The following is a 25,049-nucleotide window of genomic DNA, read 5'->3' as shown; positions in this document are numbered from 1 at the left end:
CCGGCGGCTGAGAGTCTCAGTCGTCCGCCGGCGGCAGCGCCCGGCGGCGATTGCCCTTGAGGGCCGCGCGCCGCTGCTTGGCGGCCAGACGCCGCTCCACCGCCGCACGGCTGGGACGGGTGGCCCGCCGGGCCGGCGGCGGCGGCCGCAGGGCCTCGCCCAGCACGGCCTCCAGCCGCCGCTGGGCGGCCATCCGGTTGCGCCACTGGGAGCGGTGTTCGCTGGCACTGATCTGCAGGGCACCGCCCACCAGCCGCCCGCGCAGGCGCTCCAGGGCCCGTGCCTTGAGGGCCGGCGGCAGCGCCGAGGACGCCGCCAGGTCGAACACCAGCTCCACCCGCGAATCGGTGCTGTTCACGTTCTGGCCGCCGGGCCCGCCGGAGCGGGAGAACCGCCAGCGCAACTCGCCGGCGGGAATGCGCACGGCCTCCCCGATCCGCAGGTCGTCGCTGGGTCGCTCGGCGGCCATGGCGCCAGCCTGGCAGGCGGTGGTGATCCCCGGTCCGGCCGGACGAGGGTGGCAAGCGTCAGCCTGTCGCCACCGTGAAGAGACGAACCGGCTCCTCCAGACCCCGCACGCTGTGCTCGCCCAGATCGCTGGCCGGGCGTCTGATGACCGAGCGGGTGGTGGCCGTGAACAGCAGCGGCACGCCCACCTCCTTGGTGAGGCTTTCGATCCGAGAAGCCAGGTTGACGGTGCTGCCGATGGCGGTGAACTCCATCCGGTCGGCGGAGCCGATGCTGCCGAGCACGGCCGGTCCTGTATGCAGACCGATGCCGATTGCCAGCGGCTCCTGACCCCGCTGGCGAAGCGAGGCGTTGAGTTGGATGAGGCTGCTGAGCATGCTGCAGGCTGCGTCCAGGGCCTCATCCGCACCGGTATCAGGCCGGTCGAAGCCGAAGATCGCCATGAATCCGTCACCGAGGAATTTGTTGATCATTCCGTTGTGACGGGCTTCGACGATCTGCACCATCATGGTCAGGAATTCATTCAGTTCCGCCACGACCTCGCTGGCCTCTCTGCCCTGGCTACGGGTTGTGAACTTGCGGATATCCACAAACATCACGGTGACCAGTTCCTCAATGCCGCCCTGAGGTCCTCGGGCGAGCAACCGATCGGCCACCTTGCGGCCGACATGCAGACCGAAGGCCTGCCGTACCTGCTGGGCGGTACGCAGTCCGCCGATCATGTGATTCACCTCGGCAGCGAGCACGCCGAGTTCATCGGCCCGCTGGATGGGAACTTCGGCGCTGAGATCTCCGTCGGACACCCGGATGACAGCTTCTCTCAACTGCTCGAGGGGCTCAGCCACAAGGCGATTGAGTAGCCTGGCGGTATACAGACTGAATCCGATTCCCACCGCCGCCACGTAGAGCTCGAACCATTCCGCCCCCTCACGGCTGGGGGCGATGCTCAGCATCAGCAATGACAACAGCGGGCACACGGTGGCCGACACGGCCCAGAGGACGCCCCTGTGCCGCAGGGACATCCCGCGCACCCCCCTGGTCTGATCGGGACGCACGTCGCTGAAGAACCAGGGGAACAGCCGCCGCTGGGAGGTGATCTCCACCAGGAAGAAGCTGTGGGTGACGGCGATCGTTCCCGAGACGATGAAGGAGATCGGCAGATGCCAGTACAGCGCTCCCCCCAGCGGTTGGCCCACCAGCCGCAGGGAGAGGATGAAGACGGGAATGCACAGGAACCAGCCCAAGGCAGCCAGCGCGGAGCCGATCCAGGGAAGTTCGATCACGCGCCGCCGGGCATGGCCGAGCCGTTGCGCGGGCACGGGCTGTCCAAGCCAGAGGGCACGGAGGGGGCGCGCCAGGGAGTAGACCGTCGCCAGCCAGAGGCCCGCCACAAGGGGGTAGACCACCGCGTTGTAGACGATCACGGTCTCGACGAAGCGACGCTGAAGGGGCTCGGATCCCAGCAGCGGCTTGACGATGGCGGTGTTGTACCAGATGTTGAAAATGCTGCCGATCACCTGGGGGAGGAGGGGCGCGAGAGCCGTGGCCGCCAAGGCCCGGCTGGGCCTCTGCGCCTCCTGTCCCCTGAACGGGTTCATCGCCGCTGGTGCCATGGCGCCTCGGGGATTCCTCCGGATTCTGGTGCGGGCCGGAGGGCGGGCCTGTCACCGGACCGCTTAGCTGGAATGCAGCACTCCCCGTCCCTCGATCCGTGAGCACTCCCGAACCGGCCGCCCAACCCTCTGCGAGCGCCACCCCGGGCTGGGTGGATGAGGTGTTCGACGGGGTGCGCTACGGCCTGGCCGGCACGGTGATCGCCGAGCGGCAGTCGGCCTTCCAGCGGGTGACGGTGATCGACAGCGAGCGCTACGGCAAGGGCCTGCTGCTGGACGGCTGCTGGATGACCGCCGAGCGCCAGGAGCGCCACTACCACGAGCCACTGGTGCACCCGGCCCTGTGCGGCGCCGAGGCGGTCGAGCGGGTGCTGGTGATCGGCGGCGGCGACGGCGGCACCGCCCGCGAATGCCTGCGCCACCCCGGCGTGCGGCACCTCGACCTGGTGGAGATCGACGGCCTGGTGGTGGAGTGGAGCCAGCTGCACCTGCCGGGGATCGGAGGCGGCTGCTGGAGCGATCCGCGCTTCCACCTCAGCGTGGGCGACGGCATCGCCTGGGTGCGCGAGGCTGGCGATGCCAGCTACGACGTGGTGATCGTGGACGGCTCGGATCCGGCCGGTCCGGCGGAGGGGCTGTTCAACCGGGCCTTCTTCGAGCACTGCCGTCGCCTGCTGCGGCCCGGCGGGGTGTTCGCCACCCAGAGCGAATCGCCGGAGGCCTTCCGCGACGTGCACCTGGCCACCGTGCGCCTGCTGCGGGAGGTGTTCGGCCACGCCGATCCGCTCTACGGCTGGGTGCCGATGTACCCCAGCGGCTGGTGGAGCTGGACCTTCGCCGCCGTCGACGGGCCCCGCTACCGCCAGCCCCGGCCCGAGCGCGCCGAGGCCGTGGCCGCCGGCTGCGAGATCTGGAGCCCGCGCTGGCAGCAGGGCGGCTTCGCGGCCATGCCGGCCTTCGTGGAGCGGGCCCTCGCCGCCTGAACGGCGGCAGCGGAGACTGAACCGATGAGCGACCGCCACCCTTCCCACCCGGTGCTGTCCGGCAGCGAGCTGTCCGGCTCGGTGCTGTTCGACAGCGACGGCGCGGTGTACATGGCCGCCCGGCGCGATCCGGCCGGCTGCCGCGTGGGTCTGTTCGGTGTGCCCTACGACGGCACCACGTCCTTCCGGCCCGGCACCCGCTTCGGGCCGGCGGCGATCCGCGAGGTGAGCCAGGGGCTGGAGACCTACTGCCCCCAGCTCGACCGGGATCTGGAGGATCTGGCCTTCGCCGACCTCGGCGCCGTGGCCATCCCCTTCGGCGCCCCCGAGCCGGTGGTGGCCGCCGTGAACGCCGCCACCGAGGCGGTGCTGGACCTGGGCCTGAGGCCGCTGATGCTCGGCGGCGAGCACTCGATCAGCTCAGGAGCTGTGGCGGCGGTGGCGGCACGCCATCCGGAGCTGGTGCTGGTGCAGCTCGACGCCCACGCCGACCTGCGCCAGGAGTGGCTCGGCGCCCGCCACAGCCATGCCTGCGCCATGCGCCGCTGCCTGGAGGTGCTGCCCAGCCAGCGGCTGCTGCAGATCGCCATCCGCAGCGGCACCCGCGAGGAATTCAGCGAACTGCGCGGCAGCGGCAGGCTGGTGGCGATCGAGGCCATGGCCGCAGCCCTGCGGCCCCTGCGCGGCCAGCCCCTCTACCTCACCGTGGATCTGGACTGGTTCGATCCCGCCGTGCTGCCCGGCACCGGCACGCCCGAACCGGGCGGCTTCCTCTGGCCGCACTTCGCTCAGCTGGTGGACGAACTGCGCCATCACCGGCTGGTGGCGGCCGACGTGGTGGAGCTGGCGCCGCAGCTGGATCCCACGGGGGTGAGCAGCGTGCTGGCGGCGAAGGTGGTGCGCAGCCTGCTGCTGCTCCTGGGTGCCTGATCGCGGCGATCAGTAACAGCAGGTGCCGCTGGAGCGCTGCTCCCGCAGGCGGTCGTGCTGCTGGCCGATCAGCAGCAGCGCCAGGGTGGGGTGGTTGTGCAGCAGGTTCAGAAAGCGCAGGCGGTCGAGCCGCAGGATCTCCACCGGGGTGCGGGCGAAGGCGGTGTTGCTGTGCTCCCCCGCTCCCCAGACGATGTCCTGATAGCAGAAGAGTTCACCGGGGCGGTAGCAGAGCTTCTCGCCCCCGTTGCCGATCAGTTCCACGATTCCCCTGCGGATCCCGTAGATGGAATCAGCGCTTCGGCCCTGCTCGAACACGGTGGCGCCGGTGGGCAGGGTGAGGCGCTCGGTTTCCACCTGCACGGCCATCAGATCGATGGCTGACGTGGTGGAGGCATGGGCGAACGGAGTGGTGATCAATCCAGGAGGTCCGGGCATCAGGCTTCCGAATGTAGTGACAACGGAAGCGGATGACGATCGAACGTCATCATTCCTGCGTTGCTCTCGGACCTGCGTCGCTCCCGGGTGCGGACCGGCTCAGTCGAGAAGCTGGGGGAGCAGCATCTCCAGGCTCAGCTGGCGGAAGCGCCCCGGACTCTCGTGCCCGCCCGTCGCTCCACCGGCGGTGCCGGTGGCCGGCAGCCGCGGCGCCCGTGCCGTCCAGTGGTGGCACCACAGGTCGCCGGCCAGCTCGGGATGGATGGCCAGTTGCCGCAGCCGGCACCAGCCACCACCGCCGCCCTGGGGGAGGGCGCAATGGGCGCAACCGCGGCAGCTGGGACGAAGGGGCATGAAACGGGGCTGGGGATCTGGGCTGTGTAACTGGGTGGTGGAACTGTTGGTGTGGAAAGGGACGCCGGGAAGGGCGACTCGCAGGCGGCCTGGAACGGTGGAGCGAAACTGTGGAGCGAAAGCGAATGCTGACGGATTCCGGCCGTGGCTGTGGCCGGGGCCGCACCATAGGGGGCATGCCGGCGTCTGTTGCCGCCGACACCGCTTTCTTCCGAATCTCTTCGCTCCCCCATCCCTGGAACCCCGGCTGCGCTTGGCTGCCGTCCAGCCAGCCTGAGGGTTGCCTCCAATAGCCTCACGGCACCCGCCAGCGGCGCCGTGGACCTGCAGCGCACCCCCCTGTTCGAGGCCGCCCGGGCCGCCGGCGGCCGCCTGGTGCCCTTCGCCGGCTGGGAGATGGCCGTGCAGTACGGCGGCCTGCTGGCCGAGCACCGGGCCGTGCGCGGGCACTGCGGCCTGTTCGACATCTCCCACATGGGCGTGCTGCGGCTGCGCGGCGACGGCGCCAAGGACGCCCTGCAGGCCCTGGTGCCCAGCGACCTGTTCCGCATCGGCCCCGGCGAGGCCTGCTACACGGTGCTGCTCAACGAGCGCGGCGGCATCCGCGACGACCTGATCGTCTACGACCGCGGCCGGGGCGAGACCGACGAGCTGCTGCTGGTGATCAACGCCGCCTGTGCCGCGGCCGACACCGCCTGGCTCGCCAGCCAGCTCGAGCCGGCCGGCATCACGGTGAGTGACCACAAGGGCGCCGGCGTGCTGCTGGCCCTGCAGGGTCCGGAGGCGCCGGCGCGGCTGGAGGCGCTGGCCGGCACCGGCCTGGCGGGCCTGCCCCGCTTCGGCCACCGGCAGCTGGAGCTGCGCGGCAGCGCCGAGGGCGCGGCGGCGGGAGCGGACGTGTTCGTGGCCCGCACCGGCTACACCGGCGAGGACGGCTTCGAGCTGCTGCTGGCGCGCGAGCCGGGCATCGCCCTCTGGCGGCAGCTGCTGGCCGAGGGGGTGACCCCCTGCGGCCTGGGCGCCCGCGACAGCCTGCGGCTGGAGGCGGCGATGCACCTCTACGGCTCCGACATGGACGAGAGCACCACCCCCCTGGAGGTGGGGCTGGGCTGGCTGGTGCACCTGGAGATGCCCAAGCCCTTCGTGGGCCGGGAGGTGCTGGAGCGGCAGACCGCCGAGGGCGTGAGCCGGCGGCTGGTGGGGCTGGAGCTGCAGGGGCGCGCCATCCCTCGCCACGGTTACCCGGTGCTGGCCGCCGGCGCCGCGGCCGGCAGCAACCCGGTGGGCACGGTGACCAGCGGCGGCTGGTCGCCGACGCTGGAGCGGGGCATCGCCCTGGCGAGCGTGCCGGCCGATCTGGCCCGGGTGGGCACGGAGCTGGCGGTGGAGATCCGCGGCCGGGCCGAACCGGCCACGGTGGTGAAGCGACCCTTTTATCGGCGCTGACGCGCAACAGCCCGGCGCTGACCGGGTGGGACAATCGCCCCTTGCAAACGGGATCTCAGATGCGCAGCCACGGATGCGGCGACCTGCGCCAGGACGCCAGCGGCCAGGCCGTGCAGCTGTGCGGCTGGGTGGACCGGCGCCGCGACCACGGCGGCGTGATCTTCATCGACCTGCGCGACCGCAGCGGCACCGTGCAGATCACCGTGGACCCCGACCTGGGGACCGAGGCCTTCGCGGCGGCCGAGCACCTGCGCAACGAAACCGTGATCCAGGTGGCGGGCACGGTGCGCGAGCGCCCCGCCGCATCGATCAACGAGAAGCTTTCCACCGGCCATGTGGAGGTGCTGGCCGGCGCCATCACCGTGCTCAACGCGGTGAAGGGCAACCTGCCCTTCCCGGTGTCGGTGCACGACGAGGAGAACACCCGCGAGGAGCTGCGCCTGCGCCACCGCTACCTGGATCTGCGCCGCGAGCGCATGAACGCCAACCTGCGCCTGCGCCACCGGGCCGTGCAGGCGATGCGCCGCTACCTGGAGGACGCCGGCTTCATCGAGGTGGAGACGCCGGTGCTCACCCGCTCCACCCCCGAGGGCGCCCGCGACTATCTGGTGCCCAGCCGGGTGTGCGGCGGCGAGTGGTTCGCCCTGCCCCAGTCGCCCCAGCTGTTCAAGCAGCTGCTGATGGTGGGCGGCATCGAGCGCTACTACCAGATCGCCCGCTGCTTCCGCGACGAAGACCTGCGGGCCGACCGCCAGCCGGAGTTCACCCAGCTGGACATGGAGATGAGCTTCATGGACCAGGAGCAGATCCTGGCGCTCAACGAGGGCCTGATCGCCGCCATCTGGAAGGCCGTGAAGGGGATCGAGCTGCCGCGGCCCTTCCCCCGGCTCACCTGGCACGAGGCCATGGATCGCTACGGCACCGACCGGCCCGACACCCGCTACGGCCTGGAGCTCACCGACGTCAGCGACATCGTGGCGGACATGGGCTTCAAGGTGTTCTCCGGCGCCGTGGCGGCCGGTGGCGCGGTGAAGGCCATCGCCGTGCCCGGCGGCAACGAGGCGATCAGCAACGTGCGCATCAAGCCCGGCGGCGATGTGTTCTCCGAGGCCCAGAAGGCCGGTGCCGGCGGCCTGGCCTTCATCCGCGTGCGCGAGGGCGGCGAGATCGACACGATCGGCGCCATCAAGGACAACCTCTCCGAGGAGAAGAAGGCGGAGCTGCTGGAGCGCAGCGGCGCCGAGCCCGGCACCCTGCTGCTGTTCGGCGCCGGCGACACCGCCACGGTGAACAAGGCCCTCGACCGGGTGCGTCAGTATCTGGCCCGCGAGCTGGGCCTGGTGAAGCCCGAGCGCGAGAACGACGCCTGGAACTTCCTCTGGGTGGTGGATTTCCCGATGTTCGAGTTCAACGCCGAGGAGAACCGCCTGGAGGCCCTGCACCATCCCTTCTGCGCCCCCAACGCCGCCGACCTCGGCGACGATCCGGCCGCCTGGGCTGAGACGCTGCCCACGGCCCGCGCCCAGGCCTACGACCTGGTGCTCAACGGCCTGGAGCTGGGCGGCGGCTCCCTGCGCGTCCACGATTCAGCCCTGCAGCGCCAGGTGCTGCAGACCATCGGCCTGCCCCTGGAGGAGGCCGAGCGTCAGTTCGGCTTCCTGATGGAGGCGCTGGACATGGGCGCCCCGCCCCACGGCGGCCTGGCCTACGGCGTGGACCGGATCGTGATGCTGCTGGCCGGCGAGGAGTCGATCCGCGACACGATCGCCTTCCCCAAGACCCAGCAGGCCCGCTGCCTGCTCACCCAGGCCCCCGCCTGCGTGAGCGAGCGCCAGCTGGAGGAGCTGCACGTGGCCAGCACCTGGCGCGAGGAAGAGGACTGAGGCAGCCCCGGCCCGGGCGCGCAGCCAGGACAAGAAGAGGCCACGGCACCACTGCTCTGCTAAAACGGAGTCACTACGAGTTAGGCAGCCATGGCACCTGTCACCGCCCCCCCGATCGACATCGGCATCCCCGAAGCCCAGCGCCAGAAGATCGCCGAAGGCCTCGGCCGCGTGCTCGCCGACAGCACCGTGCTCTACGCCAAGACCCACGGCTTCCACTGGAACGTCACCGGACCGATGTTCAACACGCTCCACCTGATGTTCATGGAGCAGTACACCGAGCTCTGGAACGCCCTCGACGAGATCGCCGAGCGCATCCGCGCCCTCGGTTGCCCCGCCCCCTTCGGCGGCAGCACCTACAGCGGCCTCTCCTCCATCCCCGAGACCCACGGCATCCCCGCCGCCCTGGAGATGGTGCGCGAGCTGGTGGAGGGCCATGAGGCCGTGGCCCGCACCATCCGCGGCGTGTTCGGCGTGGCCGACGAGGCGGGCGACCAGCCCACCGCCGACCTGCTCACCCAGCGGCTGCAGATCCACGAGAAGACCGCCTGGATGCTGCGCAGCCTGCTGGAGGGGTGATCGCCGCCGGGGCACCGGCCTCTCACCAGGCGCCCCGGCGGGGGCAAAGGCCCTCAGCAGGCAGGGGGGGAGCTGAGGGAGGGTGCGCACGAGCCCGAGGGCATCGCTGCACAGCCCGAAGCACCAGCTCCCGCCCTGGCGCAACGCCGAGCGCAGCGGAGGCTGAATCCGGCTCCTGTCGGGAGTTGCGCGACCTCTCGGCGTTGGGGCGTCAACGAAGCGTCAACGGTGGCGTCATTGCAGAGACCGCCAACCCGCAGCCATCCAGCCCTCCCGGCCACAGGAACCCCTCGCCCCTCAGGCCGGGACTCTTGAGCCGCTCGGTACATTGAAGAGTCCGCCGCGCTGCCATGAGCAAGGAGCCATGAGCAAGTTCGTCTTCGTCACCGGCGGTGTGGTGTCGAGCATCGGCAAGGGAATCGTGGCCGCCAGCCTGGGGCGGCTGCTCAAGAGCCGCGGCTACAGCGTCTCGATCCTCAAGCTCGACCCGTATCTGAACGTGGACCCGGGCACGATGAGCCCGTACCAGCACGGCGAGGTGTTCGTCACCGAGGACGGCGCCGAGACCGACCTCGACCTGGGCCACTACGAGCGCTTCACCGACACGGCCCTCTCGCGCCTGAACAGCGTCACCACCGGCTCGATCTACCAGGCGGTGATCAACAAGGAGCGCCGCGGTGACTACGAGGGCGGCACGGTGCAGGTGATCCCGCACATCACCGGCGAGATCCGCCAGCGCATCCACCGGGTGGCGGCCAACAGCGGCGCCGACGTGGTGATCACCGAGATCGGCGGCACGGTGGGTGACATCGAGTCGCTGCCGTTCCTGGAGGCGATCCGCGAATTCCGCGGCGATGTGGGCCGCGACGACATCGCCTACGTGCATGTGACGCTGCTGCCCTACATCGGCACCTCCGGCGAGCTCAAGACCAAGCCCACCCAGCACTCGGTGAAGGAGCTGCGCTCGATCGGCATCCAGCCCGACGTGCTGGTGTGCCGCAGCGACCGGGAGATCAGCGCCGATCTCAAGCGCAAGATCGGCGGCTTCTGCGGCGTGCGCGAGCGGGCCGTGATCCAGGCCCTCGACGCCGACAGCATCTACGCGGTGCCGCTGGCCCTGGAGCGCGAGGGGCTGTGCCGGGAGGTGCTGGACGTGCTCCGCCTCGCCGACCACGACAGCGACATGGGCGGCTGGGCCGAGCTGGTGACCAAGCTGCGCCACCCGGGGCCGGCGGTGAAGGTGGCGCTGGTGGGCAAGTACGTGCAGCTCAACGACGCCTACCTCTCGGTGGTGGAGGCGCTGCGCCACGCCTGCCTGGAGCGCGACGCCTCCCTGGATCTGCACTGGGTGTGCGCCGAGCAGATCGAGAGCGAGGGCGCCGAGGCGCTGCTGGCGGGCATGGACGCGGTGGTGGTGCCAGGCGGCTTCGGCAACCGCGGCGTGGACGGGAAGGTGGCGGCGATCCGCTGGGCGCGGGAGCAGCGGGTGCCGTTCCTGGGCCTGTGCCTGGGTATGCAGTGCGCCGTGATCGAGTGGGCCCGCCACGTGGCCGGCCTGGCCGGCGCCACCAGCGCCGAGCTGGATCCGCAGACGCCCCACCCGGTGATCCACCTGCTGCCGGAGCAGCAGGACGTGGTGGACCTGGGCGGCACGATGCGCCTGGGTGTCTACCCCTGCCGGCTGCAGCCCGGCACCCGCGGCCACCGGCTCTACGGCGAGGAAGTGGTGTACGAGCGCCACCGCCACCGCTACGAGTTCAACAACGCCTACCGCAACCTGTTCCTGGAGTCGGGCTACGCCATCAGCGGCACCTCCCCCGACGGCCGGCTGGTGGAGCTGATCGAGCTGAGGGATCACCCCTTCTTCACGGCCTGCCAGTACCACCCGGAATTCCTCTCCCGGCCCGGCAAGCCCCACCCCCTGTTCCTGGGACTGATCGAGGCGGCCCAGGCGCAGCGGGGTGAGGCCGTGGGTCACAGTCAGGAGCAGCCGGCCAGCGCGGCGGCGCTCCAGGAGCAGCCGCTGCAGGTGTGACGCGGCGGCCAGACTCAGTCGACAAAGGTGGGTGAGATGACAGGCCTCGAACCGGTCATGCGGCAGGTGAACATGCACGAGGCCAAGACCCATCTGTCGCGCCTGGTGGATGAGGCGGCAGCGGGCCAGTCGTTTGTGATCTGCAAGGCCGGCCGGCCCATGGTGCGCGTCACCCCCCTCAGCGAAGAGGGCATGGCTGCAGCGCCTGTGCGCCGCCTGGGCCTGCTGGCCGGCCAGTGCCAGGTGCCCGACGACTTTGTTCAGATGGGCGCCGCTTAGATCGCCGATCTGTTTGTGGGCGCCTGAGGCGGTCGATGCGATTGCTGCTCGATACGCACCTGCTGGTGTGGGCGATGGGCTCGCCCGAACGGCTGCCTGCTGCCCTGGCGGTGGCCGCCTTGCCGCCGCTGCATCGCGATCCCTTTGATCGGCTGCTGCTGGCCCAGGCCACGGCCGACGGCCTGCTGCTGATCACCGCCGATCAGCAACTGGCGGTCTATCCGGGGCCGGTGCGGCTGATGGGCCGCTGACCCCCCGAGGCCAGCTTCCGGCCCATCCAACGGTCTCTGGATCAGGGGTCGATCCGCTCTACACGAGCTCTGATCTCCAATGGCTGCCTCGCGTAAAATGGCGAAAAAGGTCATAAAGGTGAATCATGAACAATCTCTTGCACAATTACAAAGACGCAATTGCCGAACTGTGCCGCAGGCACAGTGTCAAGAAGCTGTTTGCTTTTGGATCGGCAATACGGGACGACTTTCGGCCTGGAGAAAGCGATGTTGATCTGCTTGTCGAATTTGCTCCGATCGGGGGGCACGCCAAAGGGCAAGCCTATTTCAAAATGCTTGATGAGTTGCAGCAATTGCTTGGATCGAGAGTTGATCTCGTCATGAATGGAGCCGTGCGAAATGCAGCGATTGCCCGTGAAATCGAACAAACAAAGCAGATGATCTATGGCTCGTGACATCTTCGCCTATGTGAGCGACATCCTCGAGGCCTGCGATTCCATTGAATCCATCCTGCGAGGTGCATCCCTCGAAGCGCATGCTCAGAATCGAGAGAAGAGGTCAGTGGTAGAGCGTGAGTTCATGCTGATTGGAGAAGCCGTTGCCATGCTGGCCAAGTTCGCCCCTGAGAGATTTCAACGCCTTTCGGATGGCCGCAAGGCCATCGGCTTCAGAAATATCCTTACCCACAACTATGCATCAGTAGACGACGATACAGTCTATGAAACCGCCAAGATCGATATCCCAAGGCCGAGGTCTGAATGTGCAGAGATCATGGAAGGCGGGAATCGATGCGGCTGAAAACAGCCACGCAACCTGCCCCGCTTGGCGAATGAAAGCGCGGAAAGAGGCGCTGGTCCTGAGCTGATGGCCCTGGCGCTGGGCCATCAGGGTAAAAGGCCTGGCGCAGGCCGAGGACGAGCGGGCTCTGCTGCGGATCCTGCAGCCGCCCCGAGCGATGCGGTGAGGCTGAAGCATCCGTGCCTGATGCAGAAGGACATCCGCCGTGCCGGCCTCCCTGCTTGATATGTGAAGGTGCGGCTGGCAGCCTTCGCCGCCACCGGCTCCATTCGGCTGGTCACCCTTGATCAGAACTCCCGCCAGTTCCTGAAGACGGGGCTGGACTTGGAGCTGCTCCAAGGCGACTGGCGTGCAGGCCTCAGCCGAGACCCACGCCCATCAGGCTCACCAGCTGGTGCATGCTGAACCAGAGGATGGTGCAGGCCAGCACCCGCCGCGCCCCGTTGAGCTCGAAGGACACCTGGCAGACCTCACCCGGCTGATGGAAGCCGTGGGTGGGCATGGCCAGCTCGAGATGGTCGTCGCAGATGGCCAGCACGTCGGCCTGTTCCACCGCAGCCTCCGCGCCCTCACCGAAACGCACCTCGGCGATGAGCGGCTCGGCGAACACGGCACAGGCTTCGGCAGGGGCTGACCCAGGCGGGCAGGGATCGCGCAGACCCACCGCCCCATTGGCAGTGTGCGCAGTCATGACACCCTCCTCCGGTCTCATCCGGGTCTCACCCCATGTCTAGTCAGACGCCTGGCGATCGGAAAGGCGGATGACCGATCAAGATCGCCGGCATGCAGGTGCTGTTCATCCACCAGAACTTCCCCGGGCAATACCGCCATCTGGCGGCGGCGCTGCGCCAGCGAGGCGACCGGGTGGTGGCGATCGGTGGGCCCACCGCCCGCGGACTGGAAGGGGTGGAACTGCACCGCTACGACCCGATGCCGGCCGGTGGCGTGCCCGACTGCCACAGCTGGGCGGCCGACTTCCAGGCCAAGACGATCCGCGCCGAGGCGGTGGCCCGGCTGCTGGAGGGGCTGGTGGCGGACGGCCTGCGGCCGGATCTGGTGGTGGGGCATCCGGGCTGGGGGGAGCTGCTGGCGGTGAAGGATGTGCTGCCCGGGGTGCCGGTGCTGCACCAGGTGGAGTTCGTGTATCAGCTGCAGGGCGGTGATCTGGGCTTCGATCCCGAGTTTCCGGCGGAGGGCTGGCGGGCCCGGAGCCGCACGCGGCTGAAGCGCGCCACCCAGCTGCTGGCCTTTCACGATCTCGACTGGGGCCTGGCCCCCACCCGGTGGCAGGCGGCGACGGCACCGGTGCAATTCCGCGACCGCATCAGCGTGATCCACGAGGGCATCGACTCCGATCGCATCGCCCCTCGGCCCGGCAGCCGCATCCAGCTGCAGAAGGCCGGGCTCACGTTTCACCCCGGGGACGAACTGGTGAGCTTCGTGGCCCGCAATCTGGAGCCCTACCGCGGCTTTCACCGTTTCCTGCGCTGCCTGCCGGAACTGCAGCGCCTGCGCCCGAAGGCCCACGTGCTGCTCGTGGGCGGTGATGGGGTGAGCTACGGAGCACCGCCGGCGGGCGGCGGCAGCTGGCGGCAGGTGCTGCTGCAGGAACTCGAGGGCCGGCTGGATCTCTCCCGCATTCACTTCGTGGGCCGTATCCCCCATGCGGTGCTGCACGATCTGTTCCGGGTGTGCGCCTGCCACGTGTATCTCACCTATCCCTTCGTGCTGAGCTGGAGCCTGCTGGAGGCGATGGCCTGCGGGGCGGTGGTGGTGGGCTCCGCCACGGCGCCGGTGCAGGAGGTGATCCGGGATGGCGAGAACGGCCTGCTGGTGGACTTTTTCGATGGCGAGGCCCTGGCGGCCACGATCGCCGGGGTGCTGGCGGATCCGGGCACCCATCGCCCCCTGGGACTGGCCGCACGCCGCAGCGTGGTGGAGCGCTACGACCTGCACAGCGTGTGCCTGCCGCGTCAGCTGCAGCTGGTGGATGCTCTGGCCGCCGGCCGCACCCCGGGATGAGTGCCGGCTTTCCCTGCCTGCGGGTTCGCGCCGCGATCCCCCACTTCTTCCAGGAAGGCGAGCAGGCCAGCGGCTACGGCTCAGGGGCCCCCGGCGCCCGCCTGGCTCGCAGCCTGGCTCTGGCCCGCTGTCTCGGGGCCCTGCTGGATCAGCGCCGCGCCGCACCCGACCTGATGCTGGACATCGGCCGCCGCTGCCTCACCTCCTCCGGCGGGATGCCACACGCAGTGCAGCTTGAGGTGCATGTGTTCACCACCGGCGGCCACGCCCTCAGCGAGGTGCTCGCCCACTTCGGGCCGGAGATCCACGTGCATGCCGTGGAACTGAACGACCCGCGCCAGTTGGCGCTGATCACCCGCGACTGGCTGATCGCCGCCGAACCGATCGCCGATCTCAGCCTCTACCTGGAGGACGATCTGGTGATCGCCGATCCCCTGTTCTTCGCCAAGCAGCACTGGTTCACGCGCGCCACAGAGGGCCGGGCTGTGCTGATGCCCCATCGCCACGAGGCCATCCCCGGGCGGGGCGGCCAGCGCCTGCTGGTGGATGGGCCATTGCGCGACGGCTTCATCCGCCGCTTCGCCACCCCGCAGCCCGCGGTGGCCCGGGGCCGGTTCGCCGGCGGGCCCGAGATCAGTTTCGATCGCACCGCCAACCCCCACGCCGGCCTGTTCTGTCTCGACGCCGCCCAGGTGGAGCGGCGCCGGCAGCGGACCCTGCCGAACGCGGGCTTCATCGGCCCGCTGGAAACAGCCGCCACCCTCACGGCGCTGGAGGTGTTCGAGGTGTGGAAGCCGGCCCTGGCCCAGCGCAGCTTCCTGTGGGTGGAGCACGGCCATCCCCGCTTCACGGCCTATGCCGATCGGTTCGTGATCCAGGAGCAGGATCCGCCAAGCTCCTGAGCGGATCAGGGTGGAGGACACCCTCTCCTGGCTGGAGCGCGAGGTGTGGACGCTGCCGCAGCTCGATCGGCGCAGCGCCGACGAGATTCTCGGCTATGGAGACGATGGGCTCTGCTCCTGAACCCGCCGCGGCCACCGCGGTGGCACCGGGAGTGATCGATCTGGTGGTGGACACCAGCGCCGTGATCGCCGTGCTGCTGGGGGAAGAGCCAGCCGCCGCGATCGTGAAGCAGCTCCACGCCGCGCAGCAGCCCGCCGTGGCGGCTCCAACCCGCACGGAAGTCCTGCTGGTGGCCCTGGTGAAACTCGGCGAGGCTGGCCGTCTGCTGGCGGAACGGTTTCTCCATACGGGGAAGGTGGAATGAAAGCTCAGAGCTCGATCCCCCAGTAGGGCAAGCGAGGGATGTAGAGCTGGTCAAGCTGACGCAGACGCGAACGAAATGCCACGGAGGGATCATCCCTAGCCTGGCCAGCTGAGCCGCCCAGATTTAGACCCGCCTTGGCAATCCGTTGAAGGAGCCGTTGCTGCACCTTGGGGTCATGGCGTCGCTCAAATTGATCGAGCACGAGCGATTCGAACCAGCCAGCCACCAGGCAGTTGCCGTATTCAGCCGCAAGCAGCGGTGTGGTGGTGCGAACACTGAGGTCAGCGACCGTCTGCCGAAGCCGCTCCCGATTGAGGCGGCGGAGGCGTCCCCGATCGGCCAGACCTGTCTGGGAGGCAGGCAGGAAGGGCCCGATCCGGCGGGCGGCCAGCAACAGGTCAAGCCAGAGGACAATGCTCTCTACAGCCATCGGCTCAAGGCGCCGGTGCAGTTCGGGAAAGGTCAGAGGTGTCTCGGCCAGTACCTCCAGAATCCGCCGGCAGTCGTCATGGGTGAACAGGATCTGCCCGCGCACCGTCTGGTGCGGCTGATGCGCCTGGTGAGGAAGCACGATCAGGCCGAAGCGCCATGGGGCAGCAAAGCGGCGGGGGCCTGTAGGGGCTGGCTCGCGGAGGAAGAGGTCATCGCGTGTGCCGTTGCCACTGAGATGATCCAACAGGGTCTGCGCGCGGCCTGGCGGCAAGGCCTGGAGCCGGCGGGCCATCCCTTCACCCACCTGCAGAAGGGGCAGGTTGCGCTCATGATTGGCGCTGGCCAGGAAGCGCAGACCAAGGCCCTCAAAGCGAGCAAAGAGTTGGGCGGCTGTCTCAATGGAGAAGTCAGGATTGAGAATGTCGTGCCGCCAGGCCTCGTCGCTTTCCGCACGCATCAGCTCGATGGCTTTGCCGGCATGACTGAAGCAGAGTTCGAGGCCGTGGCATTCACCAACCAACTCGTCGAGAAACTGGCGTCCCCTCTCGGGATCGGCGGTGTCTCCAAGCGCCTGCTGAATGACGCACATGAGGGTCTGGCGGAGCAAGCCTCCTGGTCGCACGATGCTGTGCAGCTTGAGCAGTCCTGCCGGCAGAAGCAGCTCCCCAAGGGATCTCTCGACTGCATTGCGCACCGTTGACTCCAGCCAGCTGTAGGTACCCCGCAGCACGAGGTAATGGGCACGCGGGAGATCGGGCGGCAGTTGGCGAAAATCAGCTTGATGCACGCACACGTTATCCAGATCAAGCCGCTGGGCTTCCTGCCGAGCAGCCTCAACGTGCAGCTGGTTGAAGTCGACACCGATGAACTGCACCCAGGGATACAGCGGCGCAAGTGCCAGGATCGAATGGCCAGGACCGCAGCCCAGGTCAAGGTATGTGCGGGAGGCATCGACTGCGGCGACAGCGGCTCCGAAGCGGCCGGCCATCACCTCGAAGTGGGCCGGTGATTGATGCGGGTCAAAGATCCGCAGGTACGCCGTGTCCTGCTCGTAGGCCATGGATTCAGCGGTTGGCGGCTGGAGAGGGCAATGATCTGAAAGCCACGAAAAAGCCTCCGCCAAAGCGGAGGCCGAGGGCTGAGAATACTTCTTGGCAGCGAAAAGATGTTCTGGTGGTCAGATGAAATCCGTTCCCACAAGTGGCCCCTCAACATCCTTCAGCAGCGTGTAGGCCGTGGTTGTGGTTGCGCTCAGCGATCCATTGCCGACAGCGATCAGGGCATCGTTGTTGGTAGTGCTATCCCATTCAGTCGCTAAGGTGAACTTCTGGGTTGTGTCGTCCCAGCTTCCGTAGACCACATAGGTAGTGGATGCGGCAAGTGCCGTGGTGGGATTCAGACCAATAAGAGATGTGGGCGCGACACCAGCAGCGGCTACGTCAATCTTGTCCCCCTCGACGGAAGAGAAATCGGTGATGATATCAACGCCACCTCGGAAATCAAGCGTATTACCGGCGGCGAGAGGATTTGTAGTCGTGCTTACAGTAATAGTATCACCCATCTCCATTACTGTGAGTACGGGAGCGATGCTATCTCCCACAGCGCCGGTTCGGAAGATGTCAGCGCCAAGTCCACCAGTCATGTTGTCGGCACCGGCACCGCCGACGATCAGGTCGAAGCCAGCACCGCCGACAATCACATCATTACCAGTACCGCCATATAGTTCGTTAGGGGAGTTGCCGGCATTGATGGTATCGCCGCCACCTTTAGCGTCAATAAACGAAGCGTCGTACTCTGCACCAGTAAATGAAATGGGATTGGCAGCGCCTGTGGCCGGACGAACGTCAATAGTGGCTGTGCCCGTGGCTGTGAGCTCACCATCGGTGATGGTGTACTCGAATGTGTAGGTACCAATTCCTCCCGTAGTGAAGGAGAAGCTGTTGGTGTCTTTGTTGTAGACAACGGTGCCCGTAAAGTCTGAATCGTCGGTCTTGACGAGAGTCCAAGTCACGGTAGAGCCGGACGGAACGAAGATCTCGATTGGATCTCCGTCGACATCGACGTCACCATTGAGCAGAAAATCACCGGAGAAGACTGCCGTTGTATTCTGTGTGCTAATGAAGTTTTCGGGATCAGCCTCTGGACTGTCATTGGCACCGGTCAGATTCACCGTGAACGTCTCGGTTGCCTGGGCTCCGAACTCATCCGTCACACTGAGGGTGAACACATCAGTTTCTTCGGCACCAGCGGCAAGAGCGTTTACCGCTGCGGCATCTGGAACAAACTCGTAGGCGCCAGTTGTGCTGTTGAGATACAGGGTGCCATAGGTTCCGGCCTTCTTGACATCGAAACCATCCGGATCACCGGGACCCGTAGCTGTCCCCCCATCGATTCCGTAGGCCAGGACAGCCCCATTGTCTACATCGTCACCATTCAGGGTGCCTGAGAGGTTCGCCACAATTCCAAGAGCTGGGCTGTCGAAGGCGTCGGCCACGGAGCCATCAGCAATCGCAGCCAGAGTCGGTGCATCATTGGCGCCGTTGATGGTGATCACCAATTCAGCCGTATCAGTACCACCCTTGCCGTCGGACACGGTGTAGGTGAAGGTTTCGGCGAGGCTCTGCGTTCCCGTTCCATTGAGCGCATTCACCGTTTCGTTGGCGTTGTCCACCACATAGGTGTAGGTGCCATCGGCATTGAGGGTGAGCGATCCATACATACCCTCCAATGGCGATCCAATTGTGCCGGCAGTGCCCGTGCCGACCTCGGTGCCGGTGCGGATCGCGCTCACCGTCAGCGGATCACCGTCCGGATCGCTGTCGGCAGGCGAGTCGGTCAGGACATTACCGGTGGCATTGGATCCAGGGTTCACACCGGCTTCCACGGCGGTGCCCGTGTCGTCTCTGGCGGTGGGAGGCGTGTTGGCAGAGACAAACGTGAACTCCCCATTCACCGCCTTGATACCGCTGCTGCCGTTCACACTGGTGGCGCGGATACCAAGGGTGGCACCCTCGCCGGTAGAGGTATTAGCATTAGCAAGCAGAGCCTCAAAATCCTGCCCACCGTCCTTCGAGAGGTCGTAGGTGTAGATTTTGGGTGAGCGATCTGGATTGGTGGTGAGCAAAGAGCTGCCATCATGCTCTGTTCCAGTGAGCCCAGTATCCGAGACCTTGTCATAGCCGTCCCAGACAACACCAGTCCCATTCATATTGAGACTGTTGTCCTTGGAAATTAAATTGATATCACCGTCCTTGTTGGTGTCATCATTCGACCACCAGAAGGCATTGAGGTCCATGGACCCCCGCTTCATTTCAACAGTCCACTGGTTGGTCTCGGTGTCATAAGATACAACAAACCAAAGCGCCTGGCTGCTATCTCCAAACTCCCAGGTGTAAGTGCCAGCTTCCAGAGTCATTTCAGTGTTGCGATGAGAATAAAGAAGTGATGATGACGAGCGACGCTCCCTGACGGCTCTTGCAGAGATCCAGGACAATCCCTGGATGACTCCCGCGTTGCGGAAGCTGAACAGCGTGAATGGGCACTACGGGAACCTGTTTACAGGCTAAAAGCGCCCGGGCGTCTTAAACGACGGGACCAGAACGCGTCAACTCATCTCGCCGGGGTAAACCGGCAGTATCTTAGCCCTCATTGGTGAGTATGACGGTCAACCACAGAACCATCCAGAAAACACCTCTTTCACCCCTGCCCCGCACGGTTGCCGGGCTAAATCGAGCCCAAGGCCGTCCCATGAAACTCGAATTGGACAACAGGAAAATGACATGGGATTCCTGGAAGCTCACAACCGCCGCAGCGAATCGGTCTTGTCCTGGAAGCCGCCGAGCAGCAGCTGCAGGTAGCTCACCTTGCGCAGCTTGATGTTGGCCGTGAGCGACATGCCGGTCTGCAGGGGCAGCTCCTGGCCGCTCTTCAGCTTGAACTGCTGCGAGTTGAGCGCCACCGTGGCCGGGAAGCGGTAGTTGGGGTTGCGCTCATCGGGGGGCAGGGCGTCGGAGCCGATCTTGCTCAGGGTTCCCGCCAGGGTGCCGAAGTCGCTGGCGCGGAAGGAATCGATGCTGAGCTCCACTGGCTTGCCCACCTGCACGAAGCCGATGTCGCTGCTGTTGATCTCCACCTTGGCCTCCAGGTCCTTGAACGGCACGATCTTCATCACCGGCTCGCTGGTCTGGGCCACGAAACCCTGCCCGGTGGGCTTGAGGTCGAACACCACCCCGTCCACCGGTGAGCGCACGTCCTGGTAGCGCACGGTCACCGAGGATTCGGTGAGCCGGCCGCGCAGATCGGAGAGCTCGCCGTTGAGCTGGGCGATCGCCTGCTCCAGGATCGCCTCCTGGCGGTTGCGGTCCACCCGCACCTTCTCCAGCTCGCCCTCCACGTCCCGCACCCGGTTGCGCTGCTGCAGCACCTGCAGCTCGGCCGCCGCACCGGCCGTCTGCAGACTCTCCAGACGTCCGAGGATCTCGCCCTCCAGCTCGATGTTGCGCTGCAGCACCTGCTGCTCGGTGTCGTTCAGGCCCAGGTAGCGCTCCAGCTCCAGCTGCTTGAGCCGCAGCTGCTCCTGGCGCGCCGCGATCGACTCCTTCAGCGCCCGCTCCCGGTCGAGCGAGGCCTCGTTGTCGAGCCGCAGCAGCACCTGACCCGCGCTCACCCGCTCGCCCTCCTTCACCAGCATCTGGTCGAGCACCCCGCCCACCGGCATCTGCACGGTGCGCACCTCGCCCACCGGCTGCAGCTTCCCCGGCGCCACCACCACCTCGTCGGTGCGCGCCAGGGCCAGCCAGGCCAGGGCTGCGCCGGTGGTGCCGAGCAGAGCCCAGGTGATCGTGCGCGCCAGCAGCCGCGACTGCTGCAGCGCCAGGGTTTCGTGGCTGCCCTGCACCCGCCGCTCGAGAGCGTTCTGGCCGGCCTTCACCAGCCCTCCGGGCCTGCGCATCAGAGTCATCAGCCGGTCTCCTGCTGGCGGTAGAGGGCGTAGTAGCGGCCGCGGCGCTCCATCAGCTCATCGTGGCGGCCCACCTCGGCGATGGCACCCTCGTGCAGCATCACGATCAGGTCGGCCCGGCGGATCGTGGACAGCCGGTGGGTGATGAAGAACACCGTGCAGTGCTGCAGGTTGTCGAGCAGGTTGTCGCACACCCGCCGCTCGGTGTCGTAGTCGAGGGCGCTGGTGGCTTCGTCCAGCACCAGCAGCCGGGGCCGGCTGAGCAGGGTGCGGGCCAGGGCCAGGCGCTGGCGCTGACCGCCCGACAGCCCGGAGCCGCGCTCGCCCACCGGGGCGCTGTAACCGCCCGGCAGCTCCATGATGAACTCGTGGGCGCAGGCCAGGCGCGCCGCCTCGATGATCGCCTCGCTGCCGGCGTCCGGATCGGTGAGGGCGATGTTCTCGGCCACGCTGCCGGTGAACAGCAGCGGCTCCTGGGGCACGATGCCGATCTGGCGGCGCAGCGAATACAGCTCCACCTTGTCGATGTCGCAGCCGTCGATCAGGATCCGCCCCTCCCCCGGGGCGTAGAGCCGGGAGAGCAGCTTCATCAGCGTGCTCTTGCCGCTGCCGCTCTGGCCCACCACCCCCACGAACGTGCCCGCAGGGATGCGCAGGTCGATGTGCTGCAGCACCTGGGTGGAGGAGCCCGGGAAGGCGAAGCTGACGTTCTGGAACACCACCTCGCCGGCGATCGGCGGCAGCGGGATCTTCTGGCGGTCGGCCTCGTTGCTCTCCTCCGGCGTGTCCACCACGTCGGCCAGGCGCTCGAACGACACCTTCAGCTCCTGGATGTTCTGCCAGATCGAGGAGAGCCGCAGCAGCGGCTGGGTGACGTAGCCGGAGATGATCCGGAAGGCGATCAGCTGGCCCAGGGTCATCTCGGCGTTGAGCACCAGCGAGGCCCCCACCCACAGCACCAGCAGCTGGGAGAGCTTCTGCAGCACCTGCGACGTCTCCACCAGCGCCGTGCCGGTGATCGTCTTCTCGAAGCTGCGGGCGATGTAGCGGGTGTAGAGGTCCTGCCACTTCCAGCGGCTGATCATCTCCACGTTCTGGGCCTTCACCGTCTGGATGCCGGTGAGCACCTCCACCAGATGGCTCTGGGTGCGGGCGTTCTCCTGGGCCGCGGCCCGGTACTGCCGCCGGAACAGGGGCGCCCCCAGCACCGTGAGCCCCACCTGGATCGGCAGCACGCACAGGGCGATGATCGTGAGCAGCCAGCTGTAGATCAGCATCACCGCGATGTAGATCACCGAGAAGGCCGTATCCAGCAGGGTGGTGAGCGCCTGGCCGGTGAGGAATTCGCGGATCTTCTCCAGCTCCGCCACCCGCGTGCCCAGCTCCCCCACCGGCCGCCGGTCGAAGTAGCTCAGCGGCAGGCGCAGCAGGTGGTCGATCACCTCCGAGCCCAGGCGCAGGTCGATGCGGTTGGTGGTTTCGGTGAACAGGAAGGTGCGCAGGGCGCCGATCACCCCCTCCATCAGCGTCACCACCACCAGGGCGATGCCCAGCACCTGCAGGGTGTCGAGGCTGCGCTGGCTGATCACCTTGTCGATCACCACCTGGATCAGCAGGGGGTTGGCCAGGCTGAACAGCTGCACCACGAACGAGGCCAGCAGCACCTGCAGAAGGATGCCGCGGTAGCGCTGCAGGGCCGGCCAGAACCACTCGAAGCCGAAGCGCTGCTCCGGCGTGGTGTTGCTGCGCTCCAGCAGCAGCACGTCGATGCCGTCGGGGAAGGCGGCCTCGATCCCGGCCGGGGGCAGCTCCACCCAGCCCTCGCGGGGGGAGGCCAGCACCAGGCCACGGGCGTCGGCGGCCCGCACCAGCGCGAAGCCCCCCTTCCAGTTCACCAGGGCCGGCACCTGCAGCCGCGTGCCCAGCTGGGGCGGCACCCGCACGCCGCTCACGTGCAGACCCATCATCGCGGCGATGTTGCCGCACAGCTGCAGGTCGGGTGTCTGGCCGCGGCCGAGCACATCGCGCAGGATCTTCTCGATCGCGTCGCGGCGGAAGGGCAGCTTCAGCTGGGCCGCCAGCATCTGGAAGCAGGCGAGGGTTTCCTCCAGCGGCCCGCTGCCGCGCACCAGCGCCAGCTCGGGCCGGTCGCGCTGGCCCAGATCGAGGCCGCTGGCCAGCGGCGCGGCGGCGGCGGGCACCAGCTGGGATGCCGCGGCGGTGCCCGCCTCCCCCGGCTGCAGCGGCTGCGGCGGCGCCAGCACCGCCCGCAGCGGCGCGGCGGGCAGGGCGATCAGCCGCGGCGGCAGCGGCGGCCGGGCCTTCGGCACCCCCTCGGCCGGATCGAGCTCGCTGCCGATGGCGTGGGCCGGCAGGTTGTGGCTGGCAGCCAGCAGCAGCTCCTCGGCCGTGAGGCTCTCCAGGCCCGCACGGGTGGGCGGCACCAGCCGGGCCTGGGGTGCCAGCTCGCGCCACAGGCCCAGCAGCGACGCATCGGCCTGGGCCCGGCGCTGCAGCAGCTCCGCCAGCAGGGCCAGCAGCTCGGCGCTGAACAGCCGGCCGGCGCACCACGCGGCGAACGCGGGCTCCTCCTTGAGCAGCGCCAGCAGCCGGGCATCGGCGATCGCCAGCACCTCCACCTCGCCGGCCGCCGTCACCTCCTCGCAGGGGGCGGCCCGCAGCAGCGACGCCAGCCCCACCCATGCCCCGGGGCCGAGCTTCTCGGCGGTGCGCAGGGCACCGGCATCGCGCACCAGCAGCCGGGCCTGACCGCTGAGCAGCAGCAGGATCTCAGAGGGAATCAGATCGGCATGGCAGAGCGACTGGCCGAGCTCGTAGCGGCGGCGCTCGCCGCTGGCCAGCAGACGCCGGCGCAGGGCCTCATCGAGCCCATCGAGACCGGAAAGGGGGGCGGCGGCAGCGGGATCGGTGGCGGGCATGGTGGGGTGGGGTGCGCGGGCCGCTCAGGCCTCAACCGGCTCGGGGGCGGCAGCCAGGGCCTGCAGGCGGCGGTCCACCTCGGCGTCGAGCCACTCGTTGAACAGCTCCTGGGTCATGGCGTCGGCCTCCTCCGGCCCGAAGCTGGCGGGCACCAGGCTCTCGAGGCGCACCAGCAGCCACCAGCTCTCGATCCGGAACGGCTCCAGGACCATCCCCGGCTCCACCGCCCGCAGGCGGGCCACCAGGTCGGGATGACCCTGGTTCAGCGGCACCGGGCCCACGATGCCGCGGGTGGCACGCTCCGGACCTTCCGCATAGCGGGCCGCCAGCTCGGCGAACTCCGCCTCGCCCTCGCTCACCTGCAGGAACAGCTCCCGCGCCAGCCCGCCGTCGCGGGTGCGCAGCAGGCTGTACACCACCTTGTCGAGGCTCTGCTTGCGGGCCAGGAAGCGCGACTCGGCCTTGGGGGCGAAGTGCTGCTGGCAGTGCTTCCAGATCCGCACCGGATAGGTGATCCGGTAGTCGAGATCCGCCGGTCCCAGGCACTGGTCGCGGGCATAGGCCTGCAGGGCGGCCTCATCGGCGAGCCGCCGCTCCGCCATGAACTGGCCGCGCGCCGCCTCCAGCTCCTGGGCGTCGAGGGGCACATCCGCCAGCAACTCCTCCAGCAGGGCCTGGCGCACGTAGCTGCGCAACAGGCCGTAGCGGGCCAGTCGGGCCAGATCCGGGGTCTGCATCAACCACCATCGGTGGACCCATCCTGCCTGCTTCCCAGCGGCGCAGGCTGCCGCGCAGACGACCGCAACACCCTGCTGCCTAGGGTTGCGGCACCAGGCCTGGTCGCGACCGATCCCCCATGCCGGCAGCCACCGCCGCCATGCCCCTCGCCATGCCCCCCATCCTGCCCTCGGTCATCCCCGTGGTGGAAACCTTCCACTCGCTGCAGGGGGAGGGAGTGCACGCCGGCCGCAGCGCCTTCTTCGTACGCCTGGCGGGCTGCACGGTGGGCTGCCCCTGGTGCGACACCAAGCACTCCTGGCCCCGGGATGCCCACCCCGAGCGCCGGCTGGGTGAGCTCGCCGCCGCGGCCCGCGCCGCCGCCGCCGCCGGCGCCGCCTTCGTGGTGGTCACCGGCGGCGAGCCGCTGCACCACCAGCTCGATGCCCTCTGCGCGGCCCTCGAGCCCGCCGGGCTGCCGCTGCACCTGGAGACCAGCGGCGTCGACCCGCTCAGCGGCCGCTTCGACTGGATCACCCTCTCGCCCAAGCGCCACCGCCCGCCACGGCCCGAGCTCCTGGCCGCCTGCCACGAACTCAAGGTGGTGGTGCACGAGCCGGCCGACCTGGCCTTCGCAGAGGCCATGGCGGCCGGCTGCCAGGCCGGCAACCGGCC

The 25,049-nt window shown here is 68.1% G+C and carries 24 protein-coding genes; 14 read left to right on the top strand and 10 right to left on the bottom strand.

All coding sequences use genetic code 11. The features are described from left to right. Positions 1-16: 16 nt before the first annotated feature. Positions 17-469 carry an alternative ribosome rescue aminoacyl-tRNA hydrolase ArfB gene (gene arfB / locus KBY90_RS10130; RefSeq protein ID WP_254968484.1) on the bottom strand — a complete coding sequence of 151 codons (453 nt, stop codon included), beginning with the start codon at positions 467-469 and terminating at the stop codon, positions 17-19. Positions 470-527: 58 nt separating this feature from the next. Continuing rightward, positions 528-2,021, bottom strand: a complete 1,494-nt coding sequence (locus tag KBY90_RS10125) for an adenylate/guanylate cyclase domain-containing protein (RefSeq protein WP_254968483.1) — start codon at positions 2,019-2,021, stop codon at positions 528-530. A gap of 158 nt (positions 2,022-2,179) precedes the next feature. Here KBY90_RS10125 and speE point away from each other — a divergent pair, with 158 nt between their 5' ends. Both speE and speB read left to right on the top strand, forming a co-directional pair. Continuing rightward, on the top strand, positions 2,180-3,064 hold the full coding sequence (gene speE / locus KBY90_RS10120) for a polyamine aminopropyltransferase (protein WP_254968482.1): 885 nt from the start codon (positions 2,180-2,182) through the stop codon (positions 3,062-3,064). A gap of 24 nt (positions 3,065-3,088) precedes the next feature. Continuing rightward, a complete protein-coding gene (speB, locus tag KBY90_RS10115; protein WP_254968480.1) occupies positions 3,089-3,994 on the top strand; it encodes an agmatinase in 906 nt (301 codons plus the stop codon). Positions 3,995-4,003: 9 nt separating this feature from the next. Here speB and KBY90_RS10110 read toward each other — a convergent pair whose 3' ends face one another. Beyond that, entirely contained in the window at positions 4,004-4,414 is a 411-nt protein-coding gene (locus tag KBY90_RS10110; RefSeq protein ID WP_254968479.1) for a cyclic nucleotide-binding domain-containing protein, read from the bottom strand. 117 nt (positions 4,415-4,531) lie between these two features. Next, complete coding sequence (locus tag KBY90_RS10105) at positions 4,532-4,786, bottom strand: hypothetical protein (protein WP_254968478.1); 255 nt, start codon at positions 4,784-4,786, stop codon at positions 4,532-4,534. A gap of 318 nt (positions 4,787-5,104) precedes the next feature. On the opposite strand from KBY90_RS10105, the gene gcvT reads away from it, so the two are divergent. From gcvT to KBY90_RS10065, 8 genes are all read left to right on the top strand, one after another. After that, positions 5,105-6,232: a glycine cleavage system aminomethyltransferase GcvT gene (gcvT, locus tag KBY90_RS10100; RefSeq protein ID WP_254968477.1), complete on the top strand. Its 1,128-nt coding sequence runs from the start codon at positions 5,105-5,107 to the stop codon at positions 6,230-6,232. A gap of 59 nt (positions 6,233-6,291) precedes the next feature. Further along, positions 6,292-8,115, top strand: coding sequence for an aspartate--tRNA ligase (aspS, locus tag KBY90_RS10095; RefSeq protein ID WP_254968476.1), 1,824 nt, complete (start codon positions 6,292-6,294; stop codon positions 8,113-8,115). A gap of 90 nt (positions 8,116-8,205) precedes the next feature. Beyond that, on the top strand, positions 8,206-8,694 hold the full coding sequence (locus KBY90_RS10090) for a Dps family protein (protein ID WP_254968475.1): 489 nt from the start codon (positions 8,206-8,208) through the stop codon (positions 8,692-8,694). A gap of 364 nt (positions 8,695-9,058) precedes the next feature. Then, positions 9,059-10,729, top strand: coding sequence for a CTP synthase (locus KBY90_RS10085; protein WP_254968474.1), 1,671 nt, complete (start codon positions 9,059-9,061; stop codon positions 10,727-10,729). Positions 10,730-10,765: 36 nt separating this feature from the next. Beyond that, on the top strand, positions 10,766-11,008 hold the full coding sequence (locus KBY90_RS10080) for a type II toxin-antitoxin system Phd/YefM family antitoxin (RefSeq protein ID WP_254968473.1): 243 nt from the start codon (positions 10,766-10,768) through the stop codon (positions 11,006-11,008). 35 nt (positions 11,009-11,043) lie between these two features. Next, the gene (locus tag KBY90_RS10075; RefSeq protein ID WP_254968472.1) at positions 11,044-11,259 is read left to right on the top strand and encodes a hypothetical protein; all 216 of its coding nucleotides are present in this window, start codon (positions 11,044-11,046) and stop codon (positions 11,257-11,259) included. Positions 11,260-11,384: 125 nt separating this feature from the next. Next, complete coding sequence (locus KBY90_RS10070) at positions 11,385-11,693, top strand: nucleotidyltransferase family protein (RefSeq protein ID WP_254968471.1); 309 nt, start codon at positions 11,385-11,387, stop codon at positions 11,691-11,693. After that, positions 11,683-12,036 (top strand): DUF86 domain-containing protein, encoded by a 354-nt coding sequence (locus tag KBY90_RS10065; protein ID WP_254968470.1) that lies wholly within the window; start codon positions 11,683-11,685, stop codon positions 12,034-12,036. Before KBY90_RS10070 ends, KBY90_RS10065 begins: the two co-directional genes overlap by 11 nt. Before the next feature lie 358 nt (positions 12,037-12,394). Here KBY90_RS10065 and KBY90_RS10060 read toward each other — a convergent pair whose 3' ends face one another. Further along, positions 12,395-12,727, bottom strand: coding sequence for a hypothetical protein (locus KBY90_RS10060; RefSeq protein WP_254968469.1), 333 nt, complete (start codon positions 12,725-12,727; stop codon positions 12,395-12,397). 92 nt (positions 12,728-12,819) lie between these two features. On the opposite strand from KBY90_RS10060, the gene KBY90_RS10055 reads away from it, so the two are divergent. The 3 genes from KBY90_RS10055 (at position 12,820) to KBY90_RS10045 (ending at position 15,325) form a co-directional block, all read left to right on the top strand. After that, the gene (locus tag KBY90_RS10055) at positions 12,820-14,058 is read left to right on the top strand and encodes a glycosyltransferase (protein WP_254968468.1); all 1,239 of its coding nucleotides are present in this window, start codon (positions 12,820-12,822) and stop codon (positions 14,056-14,058) included. Next, positions 14,055-14,960, top strand: a complete 906-nt coding sequence (locus KBY90_RS10050) for a hypothetical protein (protein ID WP_254968467.1) — start codon at positions 14,055-14,057, stop codon at positions 14,958-14,960. Before KBY90_RS10055 ends, KBY90_RS10050 begins: the two co-directional genes overlap by 4 nt. Positions 14,961-15,064: 104 nt before the next feature. Then, positions 15,065-15,325: a type II toxin-antitoxin system VapC family toxin gene (locus KBY90_RS10045; protein ID WP_254968465.1), complete on the top strand. Its 261-nt coding sequence runs from the start codon at positions 15,065-15,067 to the stop codon at positions 15,323-15,325. Between the two features lie 4 nt (positions 15,326-15,329). On the opposite strand, the gene KBY90_RS10040 is transcribed toward KBY90_RS10045, so the two are convergent. The 5 genes from KBY90_RS10040 to KBY90_RS10020 form a co-directional block, all read right to left on the bottom strand. Beyond that, entirely contained in the window at positions 15,330-16,817 is a 1,488-nt protein-coding gene (locus KBY90_RS10040) for a class I SAM-dependent methyltransferase (protein WP_254968463.1), read from the bottom strand. Positions 16,818-16,934: 117 nt separating this feature from the next. Next, positions 16,935-19,250 carry a VCBS domain-containing protein gene (locus KBY90_RS10035; RefSeq protein ID WP_254968462.1) on the bottom strand — a complete coding sequence of 772 codons (2,316 nt, stop codon included), beginning with the start codon at positions 19,248-19,250 and terminating at the stop codon, positions 16,935-16,937. 303 nt (positions 19,251-19,553) lie between these two features. Continuing rightward, a complete protein-coding gene (locus KBY90_RS10030) occupies positions 19,554-20,708 on the bottom strand; it encodes an HlyD family secretion protein (RefSeq protein ID WP_254968461.1) in 1,155 nt (384 codons plus the stop codon). 8 nt (positions 20,709-20,716) lie between these two features. After that, complete coding sequence (locus KBY90_RS10025) at positions 20,717-23,656, bottom strand: ABC transporter transmembrane domain-containing protein (RefSeq protein WP_254968460.1); 2,940 nt, start codon at positions 23,654-23,656, stop codon at positions 20,717-20,719. A 24-nt stretch (positions 23,657-23,680) separates the two neighbouring features. Next, positions 23,681-24,394: a peptidylprolyl isomerase gene (locus tag KBY90_RS10020; protein WP_254968459.1), complete on the bottom strand. Its 714-nt coding sequence runs from the start codon at positions 24,392-24,394 to the stop codon at positions 23,681-23,683. 119 nt (positions 24,395-24,513) lie between these two features. On the opposite strand from KBY90_RS10020, the gene KBY90_RS10015 reads away from it, so the two are divergent. Then, the coding region (locus KBY90_RS10015; RefSeq protein ID WP_254968458.1) for a 7-carboxy-7-deazaguanine synthase QueE at positions 24,514-25,049 on the top strand (536 nt) is incomplete at its 3' end.

The organism is Cyanobium sp. CH-040 (assembly GCF_024346135.1).
Taxonomy (GTDB): Bacteria; Cyanobacteriota; Cyanobacteriia; order PCC-6307; family Cyanobiaceae; genus NIES-981.
The sequence above is the reverse complement of the archived record's forward strand: the minus strand, read 5'-3'. Positions and strand labels throughout refer to the sequence as shown.